Annotated in this window: 18 protein-coding genes, 1 tRNA gene and 2 rRNA genes (1 of these 21 cut by a window edge); 6 read left to right on the forward strand and 15 right to left on the reverse strand. The window is 67.8% G+C overall.

Going from position 1 to position 22,146, the window contains the following annotated elements; translation table 11 throughout:
- From B9N97_RS11145 to B9N97_RS11170, 6 genes are all read left to right on the forward strand, one after another.
- Positions 1-398: ribosomal RNA gene (locus tag B9N97_RS11145) — 23S ribosomal RNA — on the forward strand (it extends 2,347 nt beyond the left edge of the window).
- Between the two features lie 143 nt (positions 399-541).
- A 5S ribosomal RNA gene (gene rrf / locus B9N97_RS11150) occupies positions 542-657 on the forward strand.
- Positions 658-733: 76 nt separating this feature from the next.
- Positions 734-810 (forward strand) — tRNA-Met (locus tag B9N97_RS11155).
- Positions 811-1,129: 319 nt separating this feature from the next.
- Positions 1,130-1,954: an ABC transporter ATP-binding protein gene (locus B9N97_RS11160; RefSeq protein WP_085086732.1), complete on the forward strand. Its 825-nt coding sequence runs from the start codon at positions 1,130-1,132 to the stop codon at positions 1,952-1,954.
- An 8-nt stretch (positions 1,955-1,962) separates the two neighbouring features.
- Positions 1,963-2,838: an ABC transporter permease gene (locus B9N97_RS11165; RefSeq protein ID WP_244560665.1), complete on the forward strand. Its 876-nt coding sequence runs from the start codon at positions 1,963-1,965 to the stop codon at positions 2,836-2,838.
- A gap of 54 nt (positions 2,839-2,892) precedes the next feature.
- Positions 2,893-3,927 (forward strand): ABC transporter substrate-binding protein, encoded by a 1,035-nt coding sequence (locus tag B9N97_RS11170; protein WP_085086291.1) that lies wholly within the window; start codon positions 2,893-2,895, stop codon positions 3,925-3,927.
- Between the two features lie 72 nt (positions 3,928-3,999).
- On the opposite strand, the gene B9N97_RS11175 is transcribed toward B9N97_RS11170, so the two are convergent.
- The 15 genes from B9N97_RS11175 to B9N97_RS35595 form a co-directional block, all read right to left on the reverse strand.
- Entirely contained in the window at positions 4,000-6,507 is a 2,508-nt protein-coding gene (locus B9N97_RS11175) for a sensor histidine kinase (protein WP_085086293.1), read from the reverse strand.
- On the reverse strand, positions 6,497-7,171 hold the full coding sequence (locus B9N97_RS11180) for a response regulator transcription factor (RefSeq protein ID WP_085086295.1): 675 nt from the start codon (positions 7,169-7,171) through the stop codon (positions 6,497-6,499). Before B9N97_RS11180 ends, B9N97_RS11175 begins: the two co-directional genes overlap by 11 nt.
- 251 nt (positions 7,172-7,422) lie before the next feature.
- Positions 7,423-8,607: a porin gene (locus B9N97_RS11185; RefSeq protein ID WP_244560666.1), complete on the reverse strand. Its 1,185-nt coding sequence runs from the start codon at positions 8,605-8,607 to the stop codon at positions 7,423-7,425.
- Positions 8,608-8,655: 48 nt separating this feature from the next.
- Complete coding sequence (locus B9N97_RS11190; RefSeq protein ID WP_208621194.1) at positions 8,656-9,405, reverse strand: hypothetical protein; 750 nt, start codon at positions 9,403-9,405, stop codon at positions 8,656-8,658.
- Entirely contained in the window at positions 9,402-9,830 is a 429-nt protein-coding gene (locus B9N97_RS11195; protein WP_085086297.1) for an SET domain-containing protein, read from the reverse strand. Before B9N97_RS11195 ends, B9N97_RS11190 begins: the two co-directional genes overlap by 4 nt.
- Before the next feature lie 32 nt (positions 9,831-9,862).
- Positions 9,863-11,020: an SDR family oxidoreductase gene (locus B9N97_RS11200; RefSeq protein ID WP_085086299.1), complete on the reverse strand. Its 1,158-nt coding sequence runs from the start codon at positions 11,018-11,020 to the stop codon at positions 9,863-9,865.
- Positions 11,021-11,081: 61 nt separating this feature from the next.
- Positions 11,082-12,758 (reverse strand): ATP-binding cassette domain-containing protein, encoded by a 1,677-nt coding sequence (locus B9N97_RS11205; protein ID WP_085086301.1) that lies wholly within the window; start codon positions 12,756-12,758, stop codon positions 11,082-11,084.
- Positions 12,759-12,765: 7 nt separating this feature from the next.
- The gene (locus B9N97_RS11210) at positions 12,766-14,073 is read right to left on the reverse strand and encodes an SPFH domain-containing protein (protein ID WP_085086303.1); all 1,308 of its coding nucleotides are present in this window, start codon (positions 14,071-14,073) and stop codon (positions 12,766-12,768) included.
- Between the two features lies 1 nt (position 14,074).
- Positions 14,075-15,787, reverse strand: a complete 1,713-nt coding sequence (locus B9N97_RS11215; protein ID WP_085086305.1) for an ATP-binding cassette domain-containing protein — start codon at positions 15,785-15,787, stop codon at positions 14,075-14,077.
- 7 nt (positions 15,788-15,794) lie between these two features.
- Complete coding sequence (locus B9N97_RS11220) at positions 15,795-16,562, reverse strand: substrate-binding periplasmic protein (RefSeq protein ID WP_085086307.1); 768 nt, start codon at positions 16,560-16,562, stop codon at positions 15,795-15,797.
- An 8-nt stretch (positions 16,563-16,570) separates the two neighbouring features.
- Positions 16,571-16,741, reverse strand: coding sequence for a hypothetical protein (locus B9N97_RS35590; protein ID WP_167393271.1), 171 nt, complete (start codon positions 16,739-16,741; stop codon positions 16,571-16,573).
- A 42-nt stretch (positions 16,742-16,783) separates the two neighbouring features.
- The gene (locus B9N97_RS11225) at positions 16,784-17,284 is read right to left on the reverse strand and encodes a YcjF family protein (RefSeq protein ID WP_085086309.1); all 501 of its coding nucleotides are present in this window, start codon (positions 17,282-17,284) and stop codon (positions 16,784-16,786) included.
- A 391-nt stretch (positions 17,285-17,675) separates the two neighbouring features.
- Complete coding sequence (locus B9N97_RS11230; RefSeq protein WP_244560667.1) at positions 17,676-20,909, reverse strand: type VI secretion protein IcmF/TssM N-terminal domain-containing protein; 3,234 nt, start codon at positions 20,907-20,909, stop codon at positions 17,676-17,678.
- A complete protein-coding gene (locus tag B9N97_RS11235; protein WP_167393272.1) occupies positions 20,897-21,664 on the reverse strand; it encodes a DotU family type IV/VI secretion system protein in 768 nt (255 codons plus the stop codon). Before B9N97_RS11235 ends, B9N97_RS11230 begins: the two co-directional genes overlap by 13 nt.
- The gene (locus B9N97_RS35595; protein WP_085086314.1) at positions 21,661-22,143 is read right to left on the reverse strand and encodes a hypothetical protein; all 483 of its coding nucleotides are present in this window, start codon (positions 22,141-22,143) and stop codon (positions 21,661-21,663) included. The genes B9N97_RS11235 and B9N97_RS35595 overlap by 4 nt, the downstream gene beginning before the upstream one ends.
- Positions 22,144-22,146: the final 3 nt, after the last annotated feature.

Here is a 22,146-nt window from a genome sequence, read left to right on the forward strand (position 1 = left end):
GTTTGGCACCTCGATGTCGGCTCATCACATCCTGGGGCTGGAGCAGGTCCCAAGGGTTCGGCTGTTCGCCGATTAAAGTGGTACGTGAGCTGGGTTTAGAACGTCGTGAGACAGTTCGGTCCCTATCTGCCGTGGGTGTCGGAGTTTTGCGAGGATCTGTCCCTAGTACGAGAGGACCGGGATGGACATACCTCTGGTGCACCGGTTGTCACGCCAGTGGCATGGCCGGGTAGCTAAGTATGGACGGGATAACCGCTGAAAGCATCTAAGCGGGAAACCCACCTCTAAACCAGAGCTCCCTTGAGAGCCGTGACAGACCATCACGTCGATAGGAGGCATGTGGACGGACAGCAATGTCTGAAGCTAAGCCTTACTAATCGCTCGATCGGCTTGATCTCACCCCACAAACCGCGCCATGCGCAGCAGCAAGCCTGCTCAAAACAGCAAGCTTGACAGCACGCACAGCCGTTCGATACTCCTCCCTCACTTGCACTGAACAAGCTAAGCTTTCGGAAGACGCGTCGGTCTTGAGCCTTGGTGACCTGGTGGTCATGGCGAGGTGTCAAACACCCGATCCCATCCCGAACTCGGCCGTGAAAAGCCTCCGCGCCAATGGTACTGCGTCTTAAGACGTGGGAGAGTAGGTCGCCGCCAGGTCACTCAGGCTCAAGAGACGCCATACCGAAGCATAAGCTTGCATCGTCACAGTCCGTCACCCCATATCAAGAACATCCGCGGGGTGGAGCAGCCCGGTAGCTCGTCAGGCTCATAACCTGAAGGCCGCAGGTTCAAATCCTGCCCCCGCAACCACCGACACTTGACGCCCCGGTTCGAAAGAGCCGGGGCGTTCGTGCGTCTGGGCCTTGCCCATCCGGGCGGCGCCCTCGCAGACCGCCAGCACGCCGGCCAACTCGCCGTGCAGGTCGGCCCCGGCAGGGGAAGGCGTCAGGACGACGCGGTCGATCATGATCCGCACCATCTCCATCGCCTCGTCGCCGTCGCCAGCCAGCGCCGCCAGCCGGTCTTTTGCCGAGGTGGCTGTCAGGACCCTGTCAGACTTTCCGCACATACTGTCAGCAAGTCACGCAATCGGCGGCCTTAGCAAACTGGCAATATGTTGGAGGAAAAGATGAACAGGGCGTCACCGACCGTCCGTTCCACCGGTGCGGACGCATTCTCCGGTTCCGTGGCGGCCCCTGACCCGGCCCGCCCCTTGCTGGAGGTGTCCGGCGTCACCTTGCAGTACAAGACGGCGGATCATCTGGTGACGGCCACATATCGGGTCGATTTCCAGGTTTTCAAATCCGACCGCTATGTCCTGCTCGGCCCGTCGGGTTGCGGGAAGTCCACATTGCTGAAGGCGATCGGCGGCTATCTGGAGCCGGTGGAGGGCGCCATCCGGCTGAACGGCCATGAGGTGACCAAGCCCGGTCCCGACCGCATGATGGTGTTCCAGGAATTCGACCAGCTTCTGCCCTGGAAAAGCGTGCGCGAGAACGTGATGTTCGCGCTGACCACCAGCGGTCGCGCCACCGGGGCCGAGGCTGCCGAGCGCACCGACCACTACATCAACAAAGTCGGTCTGGCGAAATTCGCGCACAGCTTTCCGCACACGCTGTCCGGCGGCATGAAGCAGCGCGTCGCCATCGCCCGCGGCATGGCGATGGAGCCGGACGTCCTGCTGATGGACGAACCCTATGCGGCGCTCGACGCCCTGACCCGCCGCCGCATGCAGGACGAGCTGCTGCGCCTGTGGGACGACACCAAATTCACCGTCCTGTTCGTGACCCACTCCATCGAAGAGGCGATCCGCGTCGGGACGCGCATCCTGCTGCTGTCGCCGCATCCGGGGCAGGTGAAGGCTGAACTGAACAGCATTCCGCCGGAACAGCTCGGCACCGCCGCCCAGGCGGAGCTGGAAGCCCGCATCAACGACATGCTGTTCGTCCACTGAGGCCCGCCATGACCATGCAATCCGTCCTCGTCGAACGCCCGGAGATCGTCCGGGACGTGTCCCGCTCGACCGTTATCGCCGATGTCGAGAAGCCCCTCAGCATGTGGGAGCGGCTGTACCGCGTGCCGCTGATGCGCAAGGGGTTGATCCTGCTGGTGCTTGCCGTGATCTGGGAGGTCTACGGCCGCTGGCTCGACAACCCGCTGCTGTTCCCGCCCTTTTCGGCGATGCTGCAGGCCTTCGCCACCGACCTTGCCGACGGCATCATCCCGGCGCGCACGCTGGTCTCGCTGCAGACGCTGGTGATCGGCTATGCCATGGGCATCCTGCTGGCGGCCCTGTTGACCACCGTCGCCATCGGCTCGCAGATCGGCACCGACCTGCTGGAGACGATGACCTCCATGCTGAACCCATTGCCGGCCATCGCATTGCTGCCGCTGGCGCTGATCTGGTTCGGGCTCGGTTCGGGCAGCGTCATCTTCGTGCTCGTCCATTCCGTGCTGTGGGCCATCGCGCTCAACACCCATGCCGGCTTCCGCTCCGTTTCCAACACGCTGCGCATGGTCGGCCGGAATTATGGGCTGGGCGGCCTGGGTCTGGTCCGCCACATCCTGATCCCGGCAGCATTCCCGTCGATCCTGACCGGCCTGAAGGTGGGCTGGGCCTTTGCCTGGCGCACGCTGATCGCGGCGGAACTGGTGTTCGGCGTCAGCTCCGGCTCCGGCGGCCTCGGCTGGTACATCTTCGAGAACCGCAACCAGCTGGAAACAGCGAATGTTTTCGCCGGCCTGTTCACCGTGATCCTGATCGGCCTCGTCGTCGAGAACGGCGTCTTCGCCACCATCGAGCGGCGCACCATCCGCCGCTGGGGCATGCAGCACTGACGCGATCCGCAAAAGCGTCTCTTGCCACGAAAATTTTAACTGGGAGGCTCCCTCATGACCGCATTCGCAACCCTGCGCCGGGTCGGCGTGCTGGCGACGGCGCTCGTTGCCCTGGCATCGGGGACGTTGCCGACCGGCCCCGCCCGCGCCGAGGCCCCGGAGGTTCACATCTCCAAGGGCTACGGCATCCTCTATCTGCCGATGATCGTCATGGAGCATGAGAAGCTCCTTGAAAAACAGGCCAAGGCGGCGGGCCTCGGCGACGTCAAGGTCGGATGGCTGGAGCTGGACGGCGGCAACATCATCAACGACGCCATGATCTCCGGAAACCTGGACATCGCCGCCATCGGCGTGCCCGGCTTCCTGACGCTGTGGTCGAAGGTGAAGGGCAATGCGAAGCTGGAGGTCTCAGCCTTGGCCGGGCTCAGCGCCACGTCGCTGTACCTGAACACCAACAACCCGAACATCAAGTCGCTGAAGGACTTCACCGCGAAGGACAAGATCGCCCTGCCAGGCATCAAGACCTCGCTGTCGGCCGTCGTGCTGCAGATGGCCGTCGCCAAGGAGTTCGGCGACGACAATTATGCCAAGCTCGATCCGATGACGGTCGGCCTGCCGCACCCGGAGGCCTATACGGCGCTCGTTTCCGGCAAGACCGAGGTGAACAGCCATCTCGGCTCGCCGCCCTATTCCTTCATGGAGCTGGAAAGCCCGCAGGTGCACCGCGTGATGAACTCGGTCGACGTGCTCGGCAACATCTCGCTCGACCTCGTCTACGCGCCCAAGCGCTTCATCGACGCCAACCCGAAGCTGACCGCTGCCTTCCTCGCGGCGCTGGAGGAGGCCGACAAACTGATCGCCGACGAGCCGGCGCAGGCCGCCACGATCTATGTCCAGTCCGCCAAGGCCAAGCTGTCGGCCGACGAGGTGCAGCGGATGATCACGGATCCCGACACCAAATTCTCGACCACGCCCAACGGCGTCATGCAGTTCGCCAACTTCATGGGCCGTGTCGGCTCGATCAAGAACAAGCCGTCGAGCTGGCAGGACCTGTTCATCGCCAACGTCCATTCCCTGCCCGGAAGCTGAGCGACCGTCCAGTCCGGAACGGCACGTTCCAGGCGAACTGGCCCGGGTCATCCCGGGCCTCATTTTTTGAACCTATGGCTGGTGCAGGAAGGCCTTCCATTGCTGGAGGAAACGGGCGCGCTTCAAATGGTCCATGAACACCAGCAGGGCGGGGCCAAGGCCGATCCGCTGCGTCGGGCCGCGCATCTCCTCCTGCAGATGCGTCGCGGACATCGGGCCGCCCACCGTCGGCAGGATGGAGTAGAAGCCCGTGCTGGCGGCAATCACCGCCTGCCCGCGTTCGGAAAGCAGGTAATCGATAAAGCGCCCGGCGAGTTCGGGGGCGCCCGCCCGCTGGGGTATGAGGGCGACGCGGGTCATGACCAGCGTGTAGTCGGAAGGCAGGACGATCCCGATATGGGCGCCGTGAAGCTGCCGTTCGCGCGCGTAGGATCCCAACAGGTTATAGCCGATCAGGCTGTCGCCCCGCTCGATGGAGGCCACCATATCGGATGTGCAGCACATCTGCCTGACCTGATTTTCGCCGAGCGCGTCGGCGAGCTGCCAGAACTGGCTGGTCAGGACGGAGTCCTGGGTCGCAAAGAGATAACCGATGCCGCTGTCCTCGACATTGTAGGTCACCAAGCGGCCGCGGTAGCGCTCCTTGTGGTCGCGCAGGAGATGGATCAGATCCTCGCGGGAGTTCGGAACCTCGTCCGCCGGAACGAGATCGCGGTTGAAGACGATGGCAGCCGGTTCCTGGGTGAAACCGAAGGCGGCGCTGCGCCAGCTCGCCCAGTCCGGAAGCGTCTCCGTCGCCGGAGAGCTGTAGCGGCGCGCGTGACCGTCATTGACCAGCTTCACCTGCAGGCCGGAGGCGGAGCTGATGACCAGATCCGGGACGTCGCCGGCGGCGCGCTTGACGACGGAATCGTACAGCTCCCCGGTGTTCATCTCCCGGTATTCGATCGTGACCGTCGGATTTAACCGCTGAAAATCCCGGATCAGCGGTTCGATCGCCGGCCGGTCGGTGGCGGCGTCGATGCGCAAATGGTCCGTGGCGGGCGCCGGCGCCGGATAGACGACCGGCTCCAAGGCCAGGGCCGGTCTGACGAAGGGCAGGGAAAGAGCGGGCAGCAGCAGGAACAGAAGCAGCGGGAGCAGGCGTCTCCCGGGCGCACCGGTGCCGGCCGTTCCCTCTCCGGGGCGGTCGGGAGCCGGAAATTCCAGGCGGACGATCAGGCCGCCGCCGGGGCGGTCGAGCAGGGACAGGGCCGCATGATGGGCCTCGGCCACCGCCGCGGCGATGGAGAGGCCGAGGCCGCTGCCGGCGATCCCCTTGGACAGCCGCCCCCGGCTGAAGCGTTCGAACACCTTGGACTTCTCCCCGTCCGGAACGCCGGGACCGCGGTCCGCGATCTCCACCAGCGGGCCGTAATCGGCGGTTCCCGGACGCACCTGCACGTCGATGGGATTGCCGCCGCCGTATTTGACTGCGTTGTCCAGCAGATTGGACAGGGCTTCCCGCAAGGTCACGGGATCGCCATGTAGCAGCGCATCGCCCTCGGCCGGCTCGCGGGTCAGGGCGATGGGTGGGGCATCGGGCCGGCCGGCCATCTGCTGGACGATCTGCCGCATCAGCGCGTCGAGGTCCACAACCTGCGGCTGGACGGATTCCGCGCGATGGACGACGGTGGCGTGGTTCAGAAGCTGCGTGGTCAGTTCGCTCGCCTCTACGGAGTTGCGGTGGATGCGCTCGACGCGGTTCCGCAGGCGCTCGACATCCGCTTCGCGGCGCGCAAGCTCGGCCTGGGAGCGCAGGGCCGCCAGGGGGGTGCGGATTTGATGCGCAGCGTCGGCCAGGAAGGATTGGGTGGAATCCAGGTTGGCCTTGAAACGGACCATCAACTGGTTGATGGCAGTCAGCAATTGCCCGACCTCGGTCGGCACCGGAGCGTCGATCGGGGTGAAGTCCTGCGGGTGCCGCGCGTGGATCAGTGCTCCGAGAAAGCTCAAGGGCGCCAGCGCCTGACGGACGCCGAACCACAGTAGAAGGGCGCCGACCACCACCGCGAAGGCGATGGGTGCGAAGGAGTTGGCAATCAGCTTTGATGCCAGCAGGTCGCGGGCCTCGCGGGTCTGCGCGACCACGACGGTCACCCATCCGGACCGCGCGACCCCGCTGATGAACCGCCCGGTCACGGCGATCCGCACGGGGGCGTCGCTGTAGACGGCGTTCAGGAAAACCGGCGTGTCGTCGTGCACCGTTGCGCCCGGCAAATCCTCGTACCCGGTGACGAGGAGTCCGCCGGGAGCCATGACCTTGTAGAAGACCCGGTCGTGGCGGGCGGTTCCCAGCACGCTGAGCGAGGAATAGGGCAGGTCCACCGTGATGGCGCCGTTCTCCACCCGCACGGCGTCGGCGATGGACAGGGCGGAAGCCGACAGGAGCTGGTCATAGGCGCTGTCCGCCGCGTCGCGCGCGTAGGAGCGGACGAACAGGAACAGGATGAGGGTGACGAGGCCGAGGACCACGAACATCCGGCTCAGCAGGCGCCGGCGCAGCGAGCCCCCCACGGCGGCCCGCCCTTCAGCCGGCATTCTGCTTTTCACCCACATAGCCGACGCCATGCACGGTGCGGATCACCACCGAGGCGCCCTCCAGCTTGCGCCGCAGGCGGGAGACCGACATCTCCACCGCGTTCGGGGTGACCGCCTGTTCCAGGTCGAAAAGCTGATCGATGAGCGTGGTCCTGGTCAGCACGCGGCCCAGGTTGCCAAGGAACAGCTCCAGCAGCCGGAACTCCCGCGCGCTGAGGTCGAGGGGCCGGCCGTCGATCGATGCCGTCCGCCCCGCCGCATCGAACGCCAGATTTCCGAAAACGGCTTCGGACGAAGCCATCCCATGCGAACGGCGCAGCAGGGCGCGGCATCGCGCCTCCAACTCCCGCAGATCGAACGGCTTCACGATGTAATCGTCGGCCCCAAGGTCGAGCAGATGGATCTTGGTGTCGATCTGCGACCGCGCCGTCGTGACCAGCACCGGCGTCCGGTCGCCCCGGCGGCGCAACTGGCGCAGCAGCGCCTGCCCGTCGGGTCCCGGCAGCATCACGTCGAGGATGATGAGCTGGTAGGTCTCGGTGCGCAGAAGCTCGTCGCCCTGATGTCCGTCCGCCGCCCAATCGACGGCATGGCCGAGGCCGCGCAGGCTGTCGATGACGGCGTCGGCCAAATCCTCGGCATCCTCGATCACCAAGATCCGCATCGGCTTTCTCTCGTGGGCTGTGCCCCGATCATACAGCGCGTGTGGTCCGCTGCGTCACGCTTTGTTGGCCTTGCAGGCGCCATCCATTTTCCAAATCACGTCCTGATCAAGGGGGAGGTGGGGCGGTTGCCGCCCTTGCGGCGCTCAAACGCCCGTCCGATGCCCGGAAAGCTCGGGATTCGACCGCATCATGTGGTCGAAGAGGAAATCCGCGACGGCTCCGACACGGGCGGGGACGGGCGATCGAAACCCTAGAACGCCAGACGGGTGTCCAGCATCAGGATATGCGCCCGGTCGGTCAGATCGCCGCCACCGGCCGCGCCGCCCGACAGCGTCGAGCGCACATAGTCGTACTCCAGCCCGGTGGTCAGGCCGGGGGCCACGGTCCAGGTGACGCCGCCCTGCCAGATGTCGGCCTTGGCGGGCGTCGTCATGGTCGCCACGTCGTTGCCCAGCGCGCGCATGTAGTTGGCGGCGAACAGCAGCGGGCCGCTGAGATACTGGGCGCCGACGATCAGGTTCTGCTGGTCGCGCGACTGCGCGATGCCCTTGGCATAGCCGCTGTCGCCGCTGTAGGCATAGCTGACGCCGACCTTCGCCGGCCCGTAGCCGACATTGGCGCCGACATGGATGGAGTTCAGATCCTCGAAGGACTGGCTGACGATGCCGTCGCTCTGCCGTACCGCCTTGCCGGTCTGGTAGAAGGCGCTGGCCTCCAGCGTCACGTCGCCGACAGCGCCCTGGAAGGCGGCCCCGGCTTCGACCACGTCGCGGAAGGCGAGCCCATCGCCCAGGGCATCGAACTTGCGGCGGTCGACCGACGTGTTGGAATCGCCGGTACGCGGGGTGTAGGACACTGCGGCCTGCAAGCCGCCGAAGCTGGGGCTTATGTAGATGAGCTTGGTGCCGGTGTCGTAGGACACCAGCGTGCGCAGGCTGGTCGCGGCCAGCGGCAGCGCGGCGTAGGTGGAGGAGCCGTAGAGGAACAGAATGCCGTTGCTGTCCGGGCTGCCGGCGATGCCTTCGCTGTTGGGGCCGATGATACCGTATTCGTCCGACAGCCCGTTGACCACGCCGGCCTGCAGCGTGCCGAAGGCGCCGTTGGCGTAGAGATAGGCGCGGTCATTCTCCACCGTCCGGCTCGACACCGACGGATCGCCGTTGCCCGAGACCAGACGCAGCCGGGCGCCGTAGGTCAGCCCGTTGTCGGCGGTGGCGGACGGGGTGACGCTCAGGCGCAGGCGGTTGGCGAACTCGGTCGAGCGCAGCCCGTCGTCCTGCTTCTGGCTGACATAGGCGCCCTGGAAATAGGCGTCGCCGCCGATGGTCAGGCTGAATTCGGCCTCGGCAAGGGCGGGTGCCGCCTGAAGCGCGACGGCGGCGGTGCCGGCCAGGGCTGCGGTGCGAAGGATGGAGACGATGGACATCGGGCGCATGGGGATGGTCATTCCGGGAATGGACGGCGTGGGATGGGGCGGCGAGCGTCAGGCGGCGGGTTCGGCTGCCGGAAACCAGCGGCGGCCGAAGGGGGTGAGATTGTCGTCGGTCAGGCGGGCGAGGCAGAGGATCTCCACGCTGTCGGCCCAGCGCGGGTTGAGGCTGCGGAACCGGGCGACCGCCGGGCTGTCGAGCTTGGCCTCGCTGATGGCGCGGGCCTCCTCCGTCAGGCCGTAGCCCTGCCACTTCCAGTCGACGGTGCCGGTCCCGGCATCGTAATACTGGGCGAAGCATTCGCGGCCGATATGGTCGCGGAGGGCCCGGTCCAGCCCGTCGGGTGTCTGGTCGGCATTGGGCGTGTGGCGGATGAACAGCATCGGCATGTAGCGGTAGGAGCGGTAGCCGACGGCGCTGTAGCTCCAGTACCAAAGCCGTCCCGACCGGTCGGCGCGCGCCCGGTCCACCATCTCGGCGACCATTGCGCGCACAAGCCCGTTCGATCCCCAGAAGCGGCGTTCCAGGATGCAGTGGGCGGTGTGGAAGGCACCGACGGCGGTGCCGGCGATGTCGGCCTCCTGGCGGTAGACCGTGGCGAAGCCGACCAGTTCGCCGGTCTCAGGATCCTCCTGAAGGACGCAGTGGTCGAGGTCGCCCAGTTCTTCGTTGAAATAGTCCTCGCCGTAGCCCTCGAACCAGACGCTGAGCAGTGCGAACATCACCGCCCGCCGCTCCGCCGTCAGGGCGGCGGGTTCGACGATGCTGGTCCGCAGGGGGTGATGCGACGCGCGCGGCGTCATGCCGGCTCTCCGGAGTGGGCGCTGGCGGACAGGTAGCCGGCGGCACCGGCCTCGCGGACATCGGCGCAGATGTCCTCGTAGTTGCAGGTGATCTCCTCACCCGCGGCGATGGCGCGGCGGGCGACGAACATCCGCCAGTCGCCGGGGTCGGCCCGGCCGATGGACGGTTCGTCGTCGTGGTTGAGGAAGCGGGCGTCGTCCCCCGGCAGGAGGACGCCGACCCCGTCGATCACGCAGCCATGGAAATCGGCCAGCCGGGCGAGTTGCGGGAACTCGTCCAGCAGGGCGTCGTCGGAGGCGAAGAGGCGGTCGACGCGGGCATCGAACCGCCATACCGGCGTACCGGCCGCGACCGGCTCCTCGGCGAAGAGACCCAGCCCGTGGATCGGGCTGGCCGCGAGGCGGGTGGGGATGAGGAGCGGCATGGCGTCCTTCTTCCGACAGGCTGGGTGATGCGTCAGGCGGCAGCGGTGGCGGCCGGAGCCAGCGATTCGTCGAATTCGAAGCTGGCGGCGTCGTCGACGAACTGCTCCTCGATGGTCGTGCGCGGCTGCTGCAGGCAGACGCCGATGTAATCGGCGAAGCGCGGCGGCGGGGCGAAGCCTTCGGCCAGCAGGCGGCTGTTGTCGAAGGCGATGTCCTGGGCCGTGAACCTGTGGTACTTGCGACCGCCGGCGGCCATCGTCCGGTGCAGGATGTCGCGCTGCGGGAAGGCGAGGCGATAGGCGCGGTCGAACGGCTTCCAGCCTTCCGGACCCTTGGGGTCGAAGAAGCTGTAGGGGCGGGTGCCCTCATGGCCGTGGCTGGTGAAGGCCTCTTCGAAATCGACCCAGGTGGTCCGGCTGCCGATGCCGGCGGAGATATGATAGAGGTTGTGTTTCAGGTCGGGCTTGCGCAGCAGGTCGTGCAGCCGGGCCGAGGCCCAGTCCACCGGCACGATGTCGATGAAGCCGTCGGGCGAGCAGGGCAGGATGCCGGTGCGGTCGACCAGACGGAAGAACCAGAAGATGCTGGCGCTGGGGCGCACGCCCAGCTGGGTGTGGCCGACGACGATCGACGGCCGGCAGACGACGATCGGCAGGTCGGGGAAGCCGGCCGCCAGGGCACGCTCGGCCGCCGCCTTGCTGCGGGTGTATTCGACGATGTGCGGGGTGTCGTGGCCGGGGGCCGGGGCCTCGCTCACCATTTCCAGCCACGGCGTCTCGCCGCAGCAGAAGGCGGTGCCGATATGCAGGAAGCGCTGGAGATGCTTCATCCGGCGGGCGCGGGCGGCCAGCGCCAGCGTGCCGTCGACATTGATCTGCCAGACGGAATGGCGGCTGTCGAAGGAGGTGTCGGCGGCGACATGGACGATGTGGGTCACCGCGTCCAGCCGCGGGTCGGTGCTGGTCGCCAACGACTGCAGGTCACCCGGCAGGATTTGGCACAGGCCGGCATAGGCCTCGGCCGTGGCGCGGTCGACGCAGCGCGCGAGGTTGGCGGCGAGGCGGGCGCGGCAGGCGGCCTCGTCGGCGCCGCGGATCAGCAGAATGCAGTCCGCCGCGGATCCGTTCCGCACGGCGTCGAGGTAGAAGGAGCCGCCGAGGAAGCCGGTGCCGCCGGTGAGAAGGATCATGGTGTGCCTCTGTCTCGCGTCTGAAGGGATGGGGGCAGGGGATGAAGAAGGGGGACCCGTCTCAGGACGAGGCGGGGAGGAGGTCGGGGGCGGGAATGCCACCCGGGGAAACCGTGGTAACGAGCCGGCGGATGCCGCCGCGGTCGACCTGGAGCTGCACGTCGGCCGCGTCGAAATAGGCGTCGTCGTGGGTCACCGCGATGACGGTGATGCCGCGCGCCTTCAGCCAGGGAATGATCTCGCGGTAGAACTTGCGCCGGAAATAGGGGGACTGGTCGGCCGCCCATTCGTCCAGCACCAGCACCGGCTTGCGTTCCAGCAGGGCGGCGATCAGGGCGAGGCGCTTCTTCTGGCCCTGCGACAGATCGACGGTGGTGAAGGCGCGGCCGTCGAGCGCAACCTTGTCGGACATCTCCAGCAGGTCGAGAAGCTCGTCGGCAAAGCCGTCGTCCAGCGTTGCGGCGCCATAGAGCTGGCGGGTCACATGGCTGTCGGAGAACACCACGGCGAAGCGGTCGCGATGGGCGGCCAGACTGTCCGGTCCCACCGCCACGCCGTCGACCGACAGGGTGCCGCGCTGGATCGGATACAGGCCCAGCAGCATGTGGATCAGCGTGCTCTTGCCCGCACCGTTGTGGCCGGTGATGAAGACGACGCTGCCGCGCTCGACCGTCATGTCCACCGGGCCGACGGTGAAGGAGCCGCTGCCGTCGCGGCCGGCATGGCGGAAGGTGGCGCCGTCGAGCGCGATGGTGGAGAAGCCGTCTTCCCCGGCGTCGGGGGTGCGGCCCCGGACCACCGCCTGCGGTGCCGCCTTCAGTTCCGCCTCCACCGCCAGATAGGAGCGGGCGGCGGTCTCGGCGGCGATATAGGACGGGTAGGAGGCGACGATGGTGATGACCGGATAGGCGATGAAGGCGGCGGCATGGCCGGCCAGGATGACGGTCGCGATGTCGGTGTCGGTCACCGCCGGCAGCAGGAAGATGATCCCGGCCAGCGCGGCGTAATAGGTCAGCTCGCTGATGGTGAAGTAATGGCTGTACTCCGCACCGAAGCGATGGCGTTCCTTGCGCAGCGTTTCGGCACAGGCGGTCGCGTCGGCCAGCGCATTGGCGGCGCGGCGTCGGTTCAGCTTGCATTCGCGCAGCGTCTGCAGGATGTGCTCCGACCGTTCCGACAGGGCGCCTTCGGCCTCGTGGATGGTCTCCGACATCAGCTCCAGCCGGATGACGGAGCGACCGATCAGGATTCCGCCGACCACCAGGAAGCAGAGCACGATCAGCACCGCCGCACCCGACAGTGTGGCGAGATACAGAAGGCACAGCAGGATCGCGGCGACCGACTGGAAGCTGATGACCAGCGTCGGTACCGCCTGCGCCAGCAGCTGCAGCTCCGGCCCCGCCACCTGGGCGAGACGGGATGAGCCGACCGCCATCGCGTCCGGCAGGTCGGCGGCCACCGCCCGGCGCAGCAGGTCGACGCGCAGCACTGCCAGGGCGGCTTGCATGCGCTTGGACGCCGCGTTCATCATCCAGCCCTGGGCGATGCGCCACAGGAAGGCCGACAGCAGGAAGACGATCAGCAGCCGCTGCAAGCCTTCCGGATCGTCCAGCGCCAGCAGCGCGTCGTTCAGCGAGGTCAGCAGGGCGAGGTTGAGCGCGGCCGCCAGCACAGCCAGCAGCATCAGCGGCTGGATGTTGCGCAACGCCTCGCGTCTCAGGATACGCCAGAGGTCCATCGCCGCCTCACTTCGACTGGATCATGTCGAGCAGCTTGGACGGCGACACCTTCGACAGGATCGGCGCCGAGGCTGCGGTCTTGGAGCCCTCCTTCGCCGGCTCCGGCTTGGTGCCGGGAGCCGGGGCCGCCGGATGCGGTGTCGCCGACGGTGCGGCTTCGGCGCTGCCGGTGTTCAGGCTCGGCATCTGGCCGACCGGCGTCTGGCCGGGGGTGCCCTCTCCGCTCAGCGACGGCAGCTGCGAAACCGGCGGAATGGCGGCACTGGTGGGCACCGACGTCAGCTTGGCATTCGGCGAGGCGGGCGGCGCGCCGGGTGCCGTCGTGGGCGCACTGGGAATGGGCGCGGCGTTCTGGCCGGAGGCGGCGTCGAGGATCAGCGGAAGCCCGCCGCTGGCGGCGTTGCCGATCACCACGATCTTGGCGTTGGGCGAATGGGCAAGTTCCAGCGTCGCCTCGATGCCGCGCCAGCGCAGGTAGTTCTCGGTCAGGTTGGCCTGCACGGTTTCCTGGAAGGCGCGGATGCCCTGGCCTTCCAGCTGCTTGCGCTGGCTCTCGAACAGCTCGCGCTGCAGGCGGAACTGGTATTCCTGCGCCGCCTGGTCCTGCTGGATCTTGCGTTCGATCGACGCCATGATCGCTTCGGGCAGGGAGACGTTGCGGATCAGGATGTCCTGGATCAGCAGATAGCCGGTCTTGGTCCGCCCGTCCGGCTTCGGCACATTCTCGGCGCCGATCAGCTGGGCGTACATCACGCGGTCGGCGACCTGCTCGTAGGTTTCGGTCTGCACCCGCAGGCGGCGATGGGCATACAGCTCGTCCGCCTTGAAGCGCGACACGATCTCGCGCGAGACGGATCCGACTTCCGGCACCAGCAGCACTTCCAGATAGCGCGGGCCGACATTCTTGTGCAGGGCGGCCAGCATCTCCGCATAGGGGCGGTAGCGCACCGTGATCTCGATGCTGACGTTCAGGCCGTCGTTGGCGATGGCCGAATAGGAGCGCGTGTCCTCCTGCAGGCGCAGGTCATAGATCTCAATCTTGTCCCAGGGGAAGATGACATGGACGCCTTCGGGCAGAGCCGGCGCCATCTGGGTGCCCTGGTGGAAGCGCTTCCACAGCACGCCGCCGTGGCCGGCGGGGATGAAGACGACGATGGACGGGGCGAAGTAAAGGAAGATCAGGATCCCGACCAGCAGCGTGCACAGCAGGGACCGGCGGTGTTCGTCGTACCAGTGGGCCAGCAGCGCGCGCAGGCGCGACTTCGGCTTCGGCAGCGCATCGGCGTCGTCGATGGTGAAGGCCTGGTCAGCCATGTCACGCGGTCTCCTGCAAGCAAGCCATGACGGGGTGGGACGCGGCCGTGGCGGCCGGCATGTCCATTCGCCCGTTGGTCATTCGGCCATTGTTCATCTGGATGGTGACGTCGCAGACCGACGACACGTCGCCGTCATGCGAGACGAAGATCACGGTGCGGCCGAGCGACCGCAGCTTGCCGATGATCTCGTTGGTGAAGCGGGTGCGGAACTCGGCGTCCTGGTCGGAGGTCCATTCATCGAGGATGACGACCGGCCGGCCTTCGGCCACCGCGACCGCCAGGGCGACGCGCCGGCGCTGCCCCTTCGACAGGTCGCGGTTCAGCAGCCCGTCGCCGGTGTCCGGCACCAGATGGTCGATCTTCAGATAGGCCAGCATCTCGCGGAACAGCTCGGCGTCGAAGCCGGGGCCCTGCGGCAACCGGGTGAACAGATGGTGGTCCTGGAACACGGCGCAGAACAGGTCGCGGTAGGCCTCCAGCCGGTCGGTCTCCACCGGCTGCCCGTCGAGCAGCACCTGACCCTCGTCCGGGCTGAACAGCAGGGGGATGACGCGCAGCAGGGTGGACTTGCCGGACCCGTTGGAGCCGACGATGCCGACCACGCTGCCGGCAGGGATGGTCAGGTCGACCGGACCGATCACGAAGGGCTCCGGACGTAGCCCGGCACGGTAGGCGAAGCTGACGCCGCGCAGTTCGATGCTGGAGAAGCGGCGCGGCGCGCGGGCGGTGCGCGACGGCTCGTATTCCAGCGCCGGCATGGTGCCGAGCAGCGCCGTCAGTTGCGCCGCCGCGTCCTCCGCCGCCACATAGTCGGGCACGGCGTTGAGGAATTTCGACAGCGGGCGGGCCAGGAACAGGATGACCGAGGTGACCAGCGGCAGTTCGGACACCGACATCGCGCCCATGCGCGGGAAGATGAAGACGAAGACCGCCGAGAAGCCAATGATGATGGTCGCGATCCAGGAGAACAGCTCGCCCAGATTGCGGCCGTGGCGGCGCTTCAGCTCTTCCCAGCGGGCGACGTCGGCCTCCACCGCCTGGGACAGCTCGTCGCGCCGCGCCTTGCCCAGCTTGATCTCGGCGTTGCCGCCCACCAGTTCGGAGAAGCCCTGGAGCATCCGCAGTTCGGACTCCTTGGCATCCGTCAGCAGGGCGCGGGTCCGCTGCGCCTCGCGCACGTACCAGCCGCCGACCAGCAGCGCCGCGACCAGCAGCAGCGTGGCGCCCACGGTCGACAGCGTCCACAGGTAGAGGTATGCCACCGCCGCCACCAGCATCATGTTGGCGGCGATCGACAGGTTGGGCAGCAGGGCCGCGATCCGCTCCAGCTGGTGGTTGCCCAGGTCGAAGGACCGCTTGGCCTGCAGATCCAGGATGTCGGCATGGCCGCCCAGCGTGACATGGCGCAGGAAGCGACGCCGCACCTCGGCCAGCGCGCTGAAGGCGGTGGTCAGCGTCAGGGCGACGAAGCGCTTGCTGAAGGCATAGGCGACCAGCAGCGACAGGCAGAAGACGAGGAAGGGAGTGTCCAGCACCTCGCCGCGCATCCAGCCGCTCAGTTCCGCGCTGAGACTCATCAGGCTGATGAGGTTGGCGGTGGCGGCGACGCAGCCGGTCAGGACCAGCCGGGTCAGGATGCTGCGGTCGGAAAGGCCGATCAGCGGCAGCAGATAGGACGGCGGCCGGCTGGGGGGAGGAGTGCGCTTGCCCATCGTCCTGTCACTCCGCCAGCCAGCTGTCGAGGATGCGGGCTATGGTGCCGTTGTCGCGCAGCTTGACGAAGGCGGCCTGCAGGCGCTCCGCCTTTTCCTTGCGCGCCTTCGGCAGGGCGATGTAGCGGGGGATCAGGCCGGCGGGCTTGGGCAGCACGCGCACGTCCTTCAGCCGGCCGTCCTGCTTGGCCATGTAGTTCAGCACATGCAGGTCGCCGATGATGACATCGACCCGGCCCAGGATGAGGCGGCGGAAGTTGACGACGTTGCTGCTGGAGGCAAGCTTGTCCAGATAGGTCGCTGCGTCGAAATCGGGCGCGTAGGAGAAGCCGTCGACCACGCCGATCCGGTAAGGGGTGAGATCCTCCAGCCGGTCGAAGGTGATCGTCGAATCCTTGCGCACCATGAACACCGTGGTGCCGGTGCGGAACGGCCCGATCATGTTGTATTGCGCGAAGCGGGCGGGTGACGCGATGAACTGGAAGCCGATGTCGGCGGTGTTCTCGTCCATCGACTGGACCACCTCCGACCAGGACAGCGGGCGGTGGACCGGGGTGACGTTCAGTTCCTTCAGCAGCGCATTGACGATCTCGGTATCGATGCCGGTGCGGTTGCCGTTGAAGGAATAATTGTAGGGCGGGAAATGGTCTTCCGACGCCACGGTCCAATATTCCGCCTTCGCCGGGAAGGACATGGCAAGCAGAGCCAGCAGGCCCAGCAGCAAAGCCGGAAACAGCGGCCGGCGTGGCGGTGCCGTGAGAGGGGGGAGGGTCATGACTGCGGTCACGCCTTCGCCGGCTTCTTGCGACGGGTGGTCAGCAGGATCATGACGAGGAGGGCGCCGGGCGGCGTCAGAACCACCGCCAGAAAGGCGTAAAGCAGGAAGCCGCCGCGGCGGCCGATCCCCAGGAACCCGACCAGCAGGCAGAGACCGATATAGATCAGCTCGAACACGGCGATGCTTCCCTCTTTACCCGGCGTTCCGTCGTTCAGGCCTTAGCCGGCCTTCTGGACCGGCTGCTCGTCCATCTGCGGTGCGGCGGCCGGAGCATCGGCGGCCTCACCCTTGGCGGCCTCGAACTCCTTGCGGAAATACTCGCGCATCGCATCGACATCGAAGTCCAGCAGCGTGCCGCCGGTCTCGAAATGCTGGGCGAACACCTGGCCGAGAGCCCGGGTGGCGGCCAGAGACAGCGCCGGCATCACCGCCACGCCGAGCGCGGTGCCGATGAAGGGAACGGCCTTGACGGCGGAGCCCAGGACGCTGGAGCTGAGAGCCCCCGGCATGACGCCGCCCAGCAGCGCGCCGACGATGGCGCGGGTCCGCTCCTGCGCGAACTCGACCTCGTACAGTTTGGCGAGCTTGTGGACCAGGTTGAGCTGAGCCGCGCTGACGGCGGCGACGTCGGCGCCCGGCACCGGGATCAGCCCGAAGGCGCCGGAGGCGTAGCTGTGATACTTGATCAGGTCCTGGGCACGCTTCTTACGGTCTACCATGATCCGAAGCCTTTCTCGGGTCGGGATGTGTTGATCGGTGGTGGATATTCCGATGCGCATCACACGTTTCCGTGCGGTTTGCATCGCCGAGCCGAGCTTCCTGGGGGAAAGCAGCAGCCTTTCGTCAATTGCAGACGCAGCGATTGACAAACAAATGGCGTTTGCTGCTTAGGGCAGCGAAGAAATTAGCAAATCATGATTAGATCGGTTTTCCAGCAAGACCTATAAGTCTGCCGGTGCAGCGTGAGCTAACCTACTGATACGTTTTTATTAATTAAAATCGTATTAAGTCGCAATAAGGGTTGCTGGGGTTTTAAAAGGATATTTGATCGCCTTGTCGCGGATTGTGACGAAATTCATCACCGTCTTTTCTTGCGATCACTACATTGTACTACCTGGAAGGGAAACGGAACGGCAGTTCGAACGTCCTGGGCGACAGGGACGTGCGCGATCCGACGGCAACCGACGCTGTCATGAACAGGATCGTGTCGCGTGCCGGTTCGCCGCCGATGGTCTGGGTCGGCAGGGCGATGCGCAGCAAAACGCCGTCACCGGTGGCCGGGGAGGGAGCCGACCGGCCTCTCAACAGGCGGAGCAATGCCCATGGGCCGCGTTCCACCAGGGTCAGCGTGTCGCCCGCAGCGGCCTCGGCCTCGCTCGCCATGGCGTTTTTCGGCCGGTAGGGCGAACCGGAGGCCCAGCGGAAGCTGATCTGCAGCGGCTGACCGACCTTCCAGACCAACGGTTCGGAGCCGGTGGAGCCACCGACCGCACCGGTTCCGGAACGGACCGACCAATCGATGATGTGCTCCGCCCCAAGCTCCTGCGCCCGATTGGTGCCGTAGGTGAAACGGACCCTTACCGGCGCATTGCGTGCGACCGTGTCGAGCAGCGGCCGTGCCGCTTCCATCTTCTCCAGGAAAGCGGCGAGTTCGGGCGTCGCCGTCCTCGTGATCGCGGGCCGGTTCTCGTCAAGCTGCTCGAAAAAGCGGCGAACCTCCCTGGGATCGGCATCGGGCGCGCCGCGGGCGAGGTCGGGACGGACGAAGGGGAAGCGGCCCGCCAGCGACTGGGAGAAGGTTGATTCGAGCGTCGCCACCGCCGCGTCGGATTCCGGGGCCGGAACTCCGGCAGGCGGCAGCGGCGGGGGCGTATACGGTGCAGGTGCCGGGCTGACGGCAACCGGTCGTTCGGGCATGGGAGCAACCGCCACCTGGGCCGGCGGCGCGGGTTGCGGTTCGACTGCCGGTGCGGCCGAAACGGACTCTGCGGGCTTGCTTTCGGGGGCGGCGGATTTGGCCGGCGCCGGTTCGTCCGGAGCCTTGCTGGCCAGGGTGGCGGCCATCTGCGCCGGCAATGCGGCGACGGCCGGGTTCAAGGCCAGCGCTCCCCCCTCCGCGCTTGCGAGAAGGCGGCCGACCGGCGCGGCGTCGAGAGCCAGAACGGCGGCACGGGCCGACGTGGCGGCGGTCGACAGCGCTTCCGTGATGCGGTCGGTGGTGTCGCGGCCGGGCAGGTCGGCGATCGCCGCCTTCTGGAGCGCCAGCTTGACGGCATCCGGCAACCCGCGCGCGGGGTCCTGAAGCGCGGCGGCGATCGGCCAGCCGGTGGCCTCGGCGACGGCATCGACCAGCCGGCGGACCTCCGCGACATCCTCGTCTGTCGGTGTCCCGGGAAGATCCTGCAGACGCCAGGCCAGCGCCTGCGCGCGGAGGCGCAAGGGGTTGCGGGTATAGAGTTCTTCGGCGAGCGGGGTGGCGAGTTGCACCGACTCCGCCCGAAGTGAGACCGCGATGGTTCTGGCATCCAGGTTGGGAAGGTCGGCACCGGCGGCGATGCGCGTGATGAAGCCGTCGGTCGCCGTCACCGGCGGGCGGGGAACGGCGCCATAGACGCTTCCCGCCAGCGCCATCAGCTCGTCGAACCCGCTGTTGCGGCGGAAGCGGTCGTAACGCTCCAGCGCGTCGCGCCGGCCGCCGATGCGGTCCAGCTGTGCGGCCAGCCGGCGGAAGGCCGGCAGCTCTTCGACGCTGCGGGGATTGGTGACGGGAGGCAGGTCGGTCAGGGCGGAGCTGGGCAGCAGCGCGTCGCGGATCGGCCGCAGCACCGCGCGGCGCAGGGTGACCGAGGCGAGCCGCCGCTTGTCCTCGTCGACGCTGCTGAACAGCGAGGTCGGCAGCAGCGGTGTGGCGAGCCGGTCGCGCTCCATCGCGGCGGTGGCGGCGATCACGCGGGTCACCAAGCCAGCGTCGGCAACGGCGTCGTGCGACAGCAGCGCCCGCCGCAGGTCGGTGACCGAATCCGCAACGGCGGGGCTGCCGGCCGAGACGGCGGCGAAGCCCTGCCACGCCGCGAGCGACAGGACCGTGGCGGATGCGGCCAGCGTGGCCTGCGCGATCCGGCGCCGGCGGCGGCCCTTCAGGAAGGCGGCTTCGGACGGTCGGCCGTAGCCGGGTTCCGCGAAGGCGCGGCCGGGCAGCAGGTCGCGGGCGAAGGCCGGGCGGCGCCCGCCCGTCGCGGTGGCGCAGGCGCCCGTCAGGGCGATGCCGCGCAGCGGGAAGGGTTCGGCGGCCTCATCACCTCCCAACGCACTGTCGAGGAAGAGCGCCAACGGGTGCCGGAGCGTTTCCAGGGACGAGGCGAGCAGCGGCAGGCGGACCCCGGCGGTCCCAGCGGCGAGGGCGTCCGCTTCCAGCAGGGCGAGATCCGAGCGGATGGCGTCGAAGGCCTCGCCCACCCGGGCGGGTTCGAAAGGCAGCAGCCAATCCTGCTGGCTGGTCCACCCCAGCGTGCTGTCCAGCAGGGCGGCGGGAATCGCGGCGCAGAGATCGGCGAAGCCGTCGAGGGACTCCGCCCGCACCACGACCACATGCACCGGGCACACCATGCCGAGGTCGTCGCGGATCGCCCGCAGCCGGGCGCGCAGGGATTCCGCCCGCTTGGCGAGCGCCTTGCGCGGCGCCTCGCGTTCGGCGGCGGCAAGCAATTCGTCGGCACCGACCATCAGCAGGATGCCGTCCAGCGGCCGACGCATCGGCCGCTTGCCCACCGCTGCGACCAGCGCCGGCCAGGAGGCGTCGAGCCTGGAGCCGTCGGCGGAATCGGCGCCGGCATGCAGGATCGCCGCCCCTTCGCAGAACCACCAGCAGCCGTCGCCGGTGTTGCCGTCTTCCGGCCAGCTGACATGGGTCGGGTCGGTGGCGAGCAGCGCCGGACCGCCGACGCCGAAGGCGAGGAACCAGGGGATGTCGCCGCGCCTCAGGGGACCGCGCATCTGCCGGGTCAGGATGTCCAGTCCTTCGCCGTAGATGCGGGCCAGCGGCGGCTTGCCGGCGGCGGCCTTCGACGGCGGCGGCGGCTCCGCCCTCACATGCAGCGGCGAGGATGTCATGGCCTTGCGCGCCGCCGCCCTGTTGCGGGCCGGCGCCTTGGCGGCGGGCTTGCGGCTGCGGCGCAGTCGGGCGCGCAGCTTGGGCCAGACCGACCGGGCCGCCCGGTAGAGAATGTAGAGCGGCAGCGCCGCCAGCGCGTAGGGCAGAAAGGCGAAGACGAAGGACAGGACCCAGCCGATGGCCGAGCCGATGGTGGAGAGCAGGAACTCCAGCGTCAGGATCAGTAAGACCATGACAGCCCCATATCCTCGACCGCGGAGCGGGCACCGTGCAGGTCACGCTGGAGATCGTTCACCGCGGTCGACCACAGCAGATGCGAAACCAGCAGGAACAGTGCCGCCACGCCGCCGGCCGCCATCCACCAGCGCCGTGCCGACGGACGGAAGCTGCCGAGCACGGCACCCGCCGGCGGATCATAGGCGCGCGGGCTGGCAAGGCCGGCCTGGGCCGGCTCGGTTCCACCTTCCCTGCCGGTGACGATCCGGTGCAGCGGGGAACGCCGCGCGGCCGCCTGGGCGTCGTCGGGGAAGCCCAGGGCCAGCGTTGCAAGATAGACGGTGGCAAGCCCGCGGTCGGCCCTGGCGCCCTGGCGGATCAGGTCGTCGGCCTGGACGAACAGGGTCTGCAACGTGGCGTTCGCACCGAACAGACGGCCGGCGACGACGGCATCGGCCGGCTTCACCTGGGCCAGCGCCCGGTCGGCGAGCATCGCCATCGCGAAGGCCGCCTTCACCACCATGCCGTGGGCGGCGGGACCTTGCGCGGTCGCTGCGCTGCTCATGCCGTGGAGCGTCGCGACCAGCCGTTCGGCCACCGATCCGGCGGGGGCCTGCTCCTGAGCGCAGGCGGCCAGCAGGTCGGTGTGGAAGGCACGGAACAGGGACAGGACACCGGGACCGGCGCCGTGCGTCGCTTCCTGGGGGAGAGCCGGCGCGGCCGGAGCTTGGCCGGGCAAATGGGCAGGCGAGGGGGCAGGCCGGACGGTCACGGTGCTGTGTCCTTCGGCAGCGGAGCCACGGTGAAGCCGTTGCGACCCAACCGGATGTCCAGGGCGCCGGCGCCATCCAGCGACTGGCGGTAGACACCCGGCGTGCGGTAGCGGGCGAAGACGATGGTCGCGGATGGAGTCGCGGCGAAGGGCGGCAGGCTGCGCAGGATCACGCTCTGGCCGGGCACCATCTCCCACGATGCGATGGCGATCTGCCCGGAGGCCTCACCGTTCAGGGCGGCTCGATCACGAAACCAGCTTACGGCGTCGAGCGAGCCGAGCCGGCGCGCCAGCGCGCCGTCGGCCACCCGGACCACGTCGATGGCCACCGGATGGCGGTCGTTGGCGTCGGCATCGGCGGTGATGCGCAGAATGGGGGCGGAGGTGCTGCTCGCGCCGCCGTCCGCACCCGGATGTGGGGACCGGTCCGCGGCGCAGCCGGCAAGCAGCAGGGCGATTGTCAGGGCCAGACGCTTCAAGGG

It is taken from the genome of Azospirillum oryzae, from assembly GCF_900177515.1.
Lineage (GTDB): Bacteria > Pseudomonadota > Alphaproteobacteria > Azospirillales > Azospirillaceae > Azospirillum > Azospirillum oryzae_A.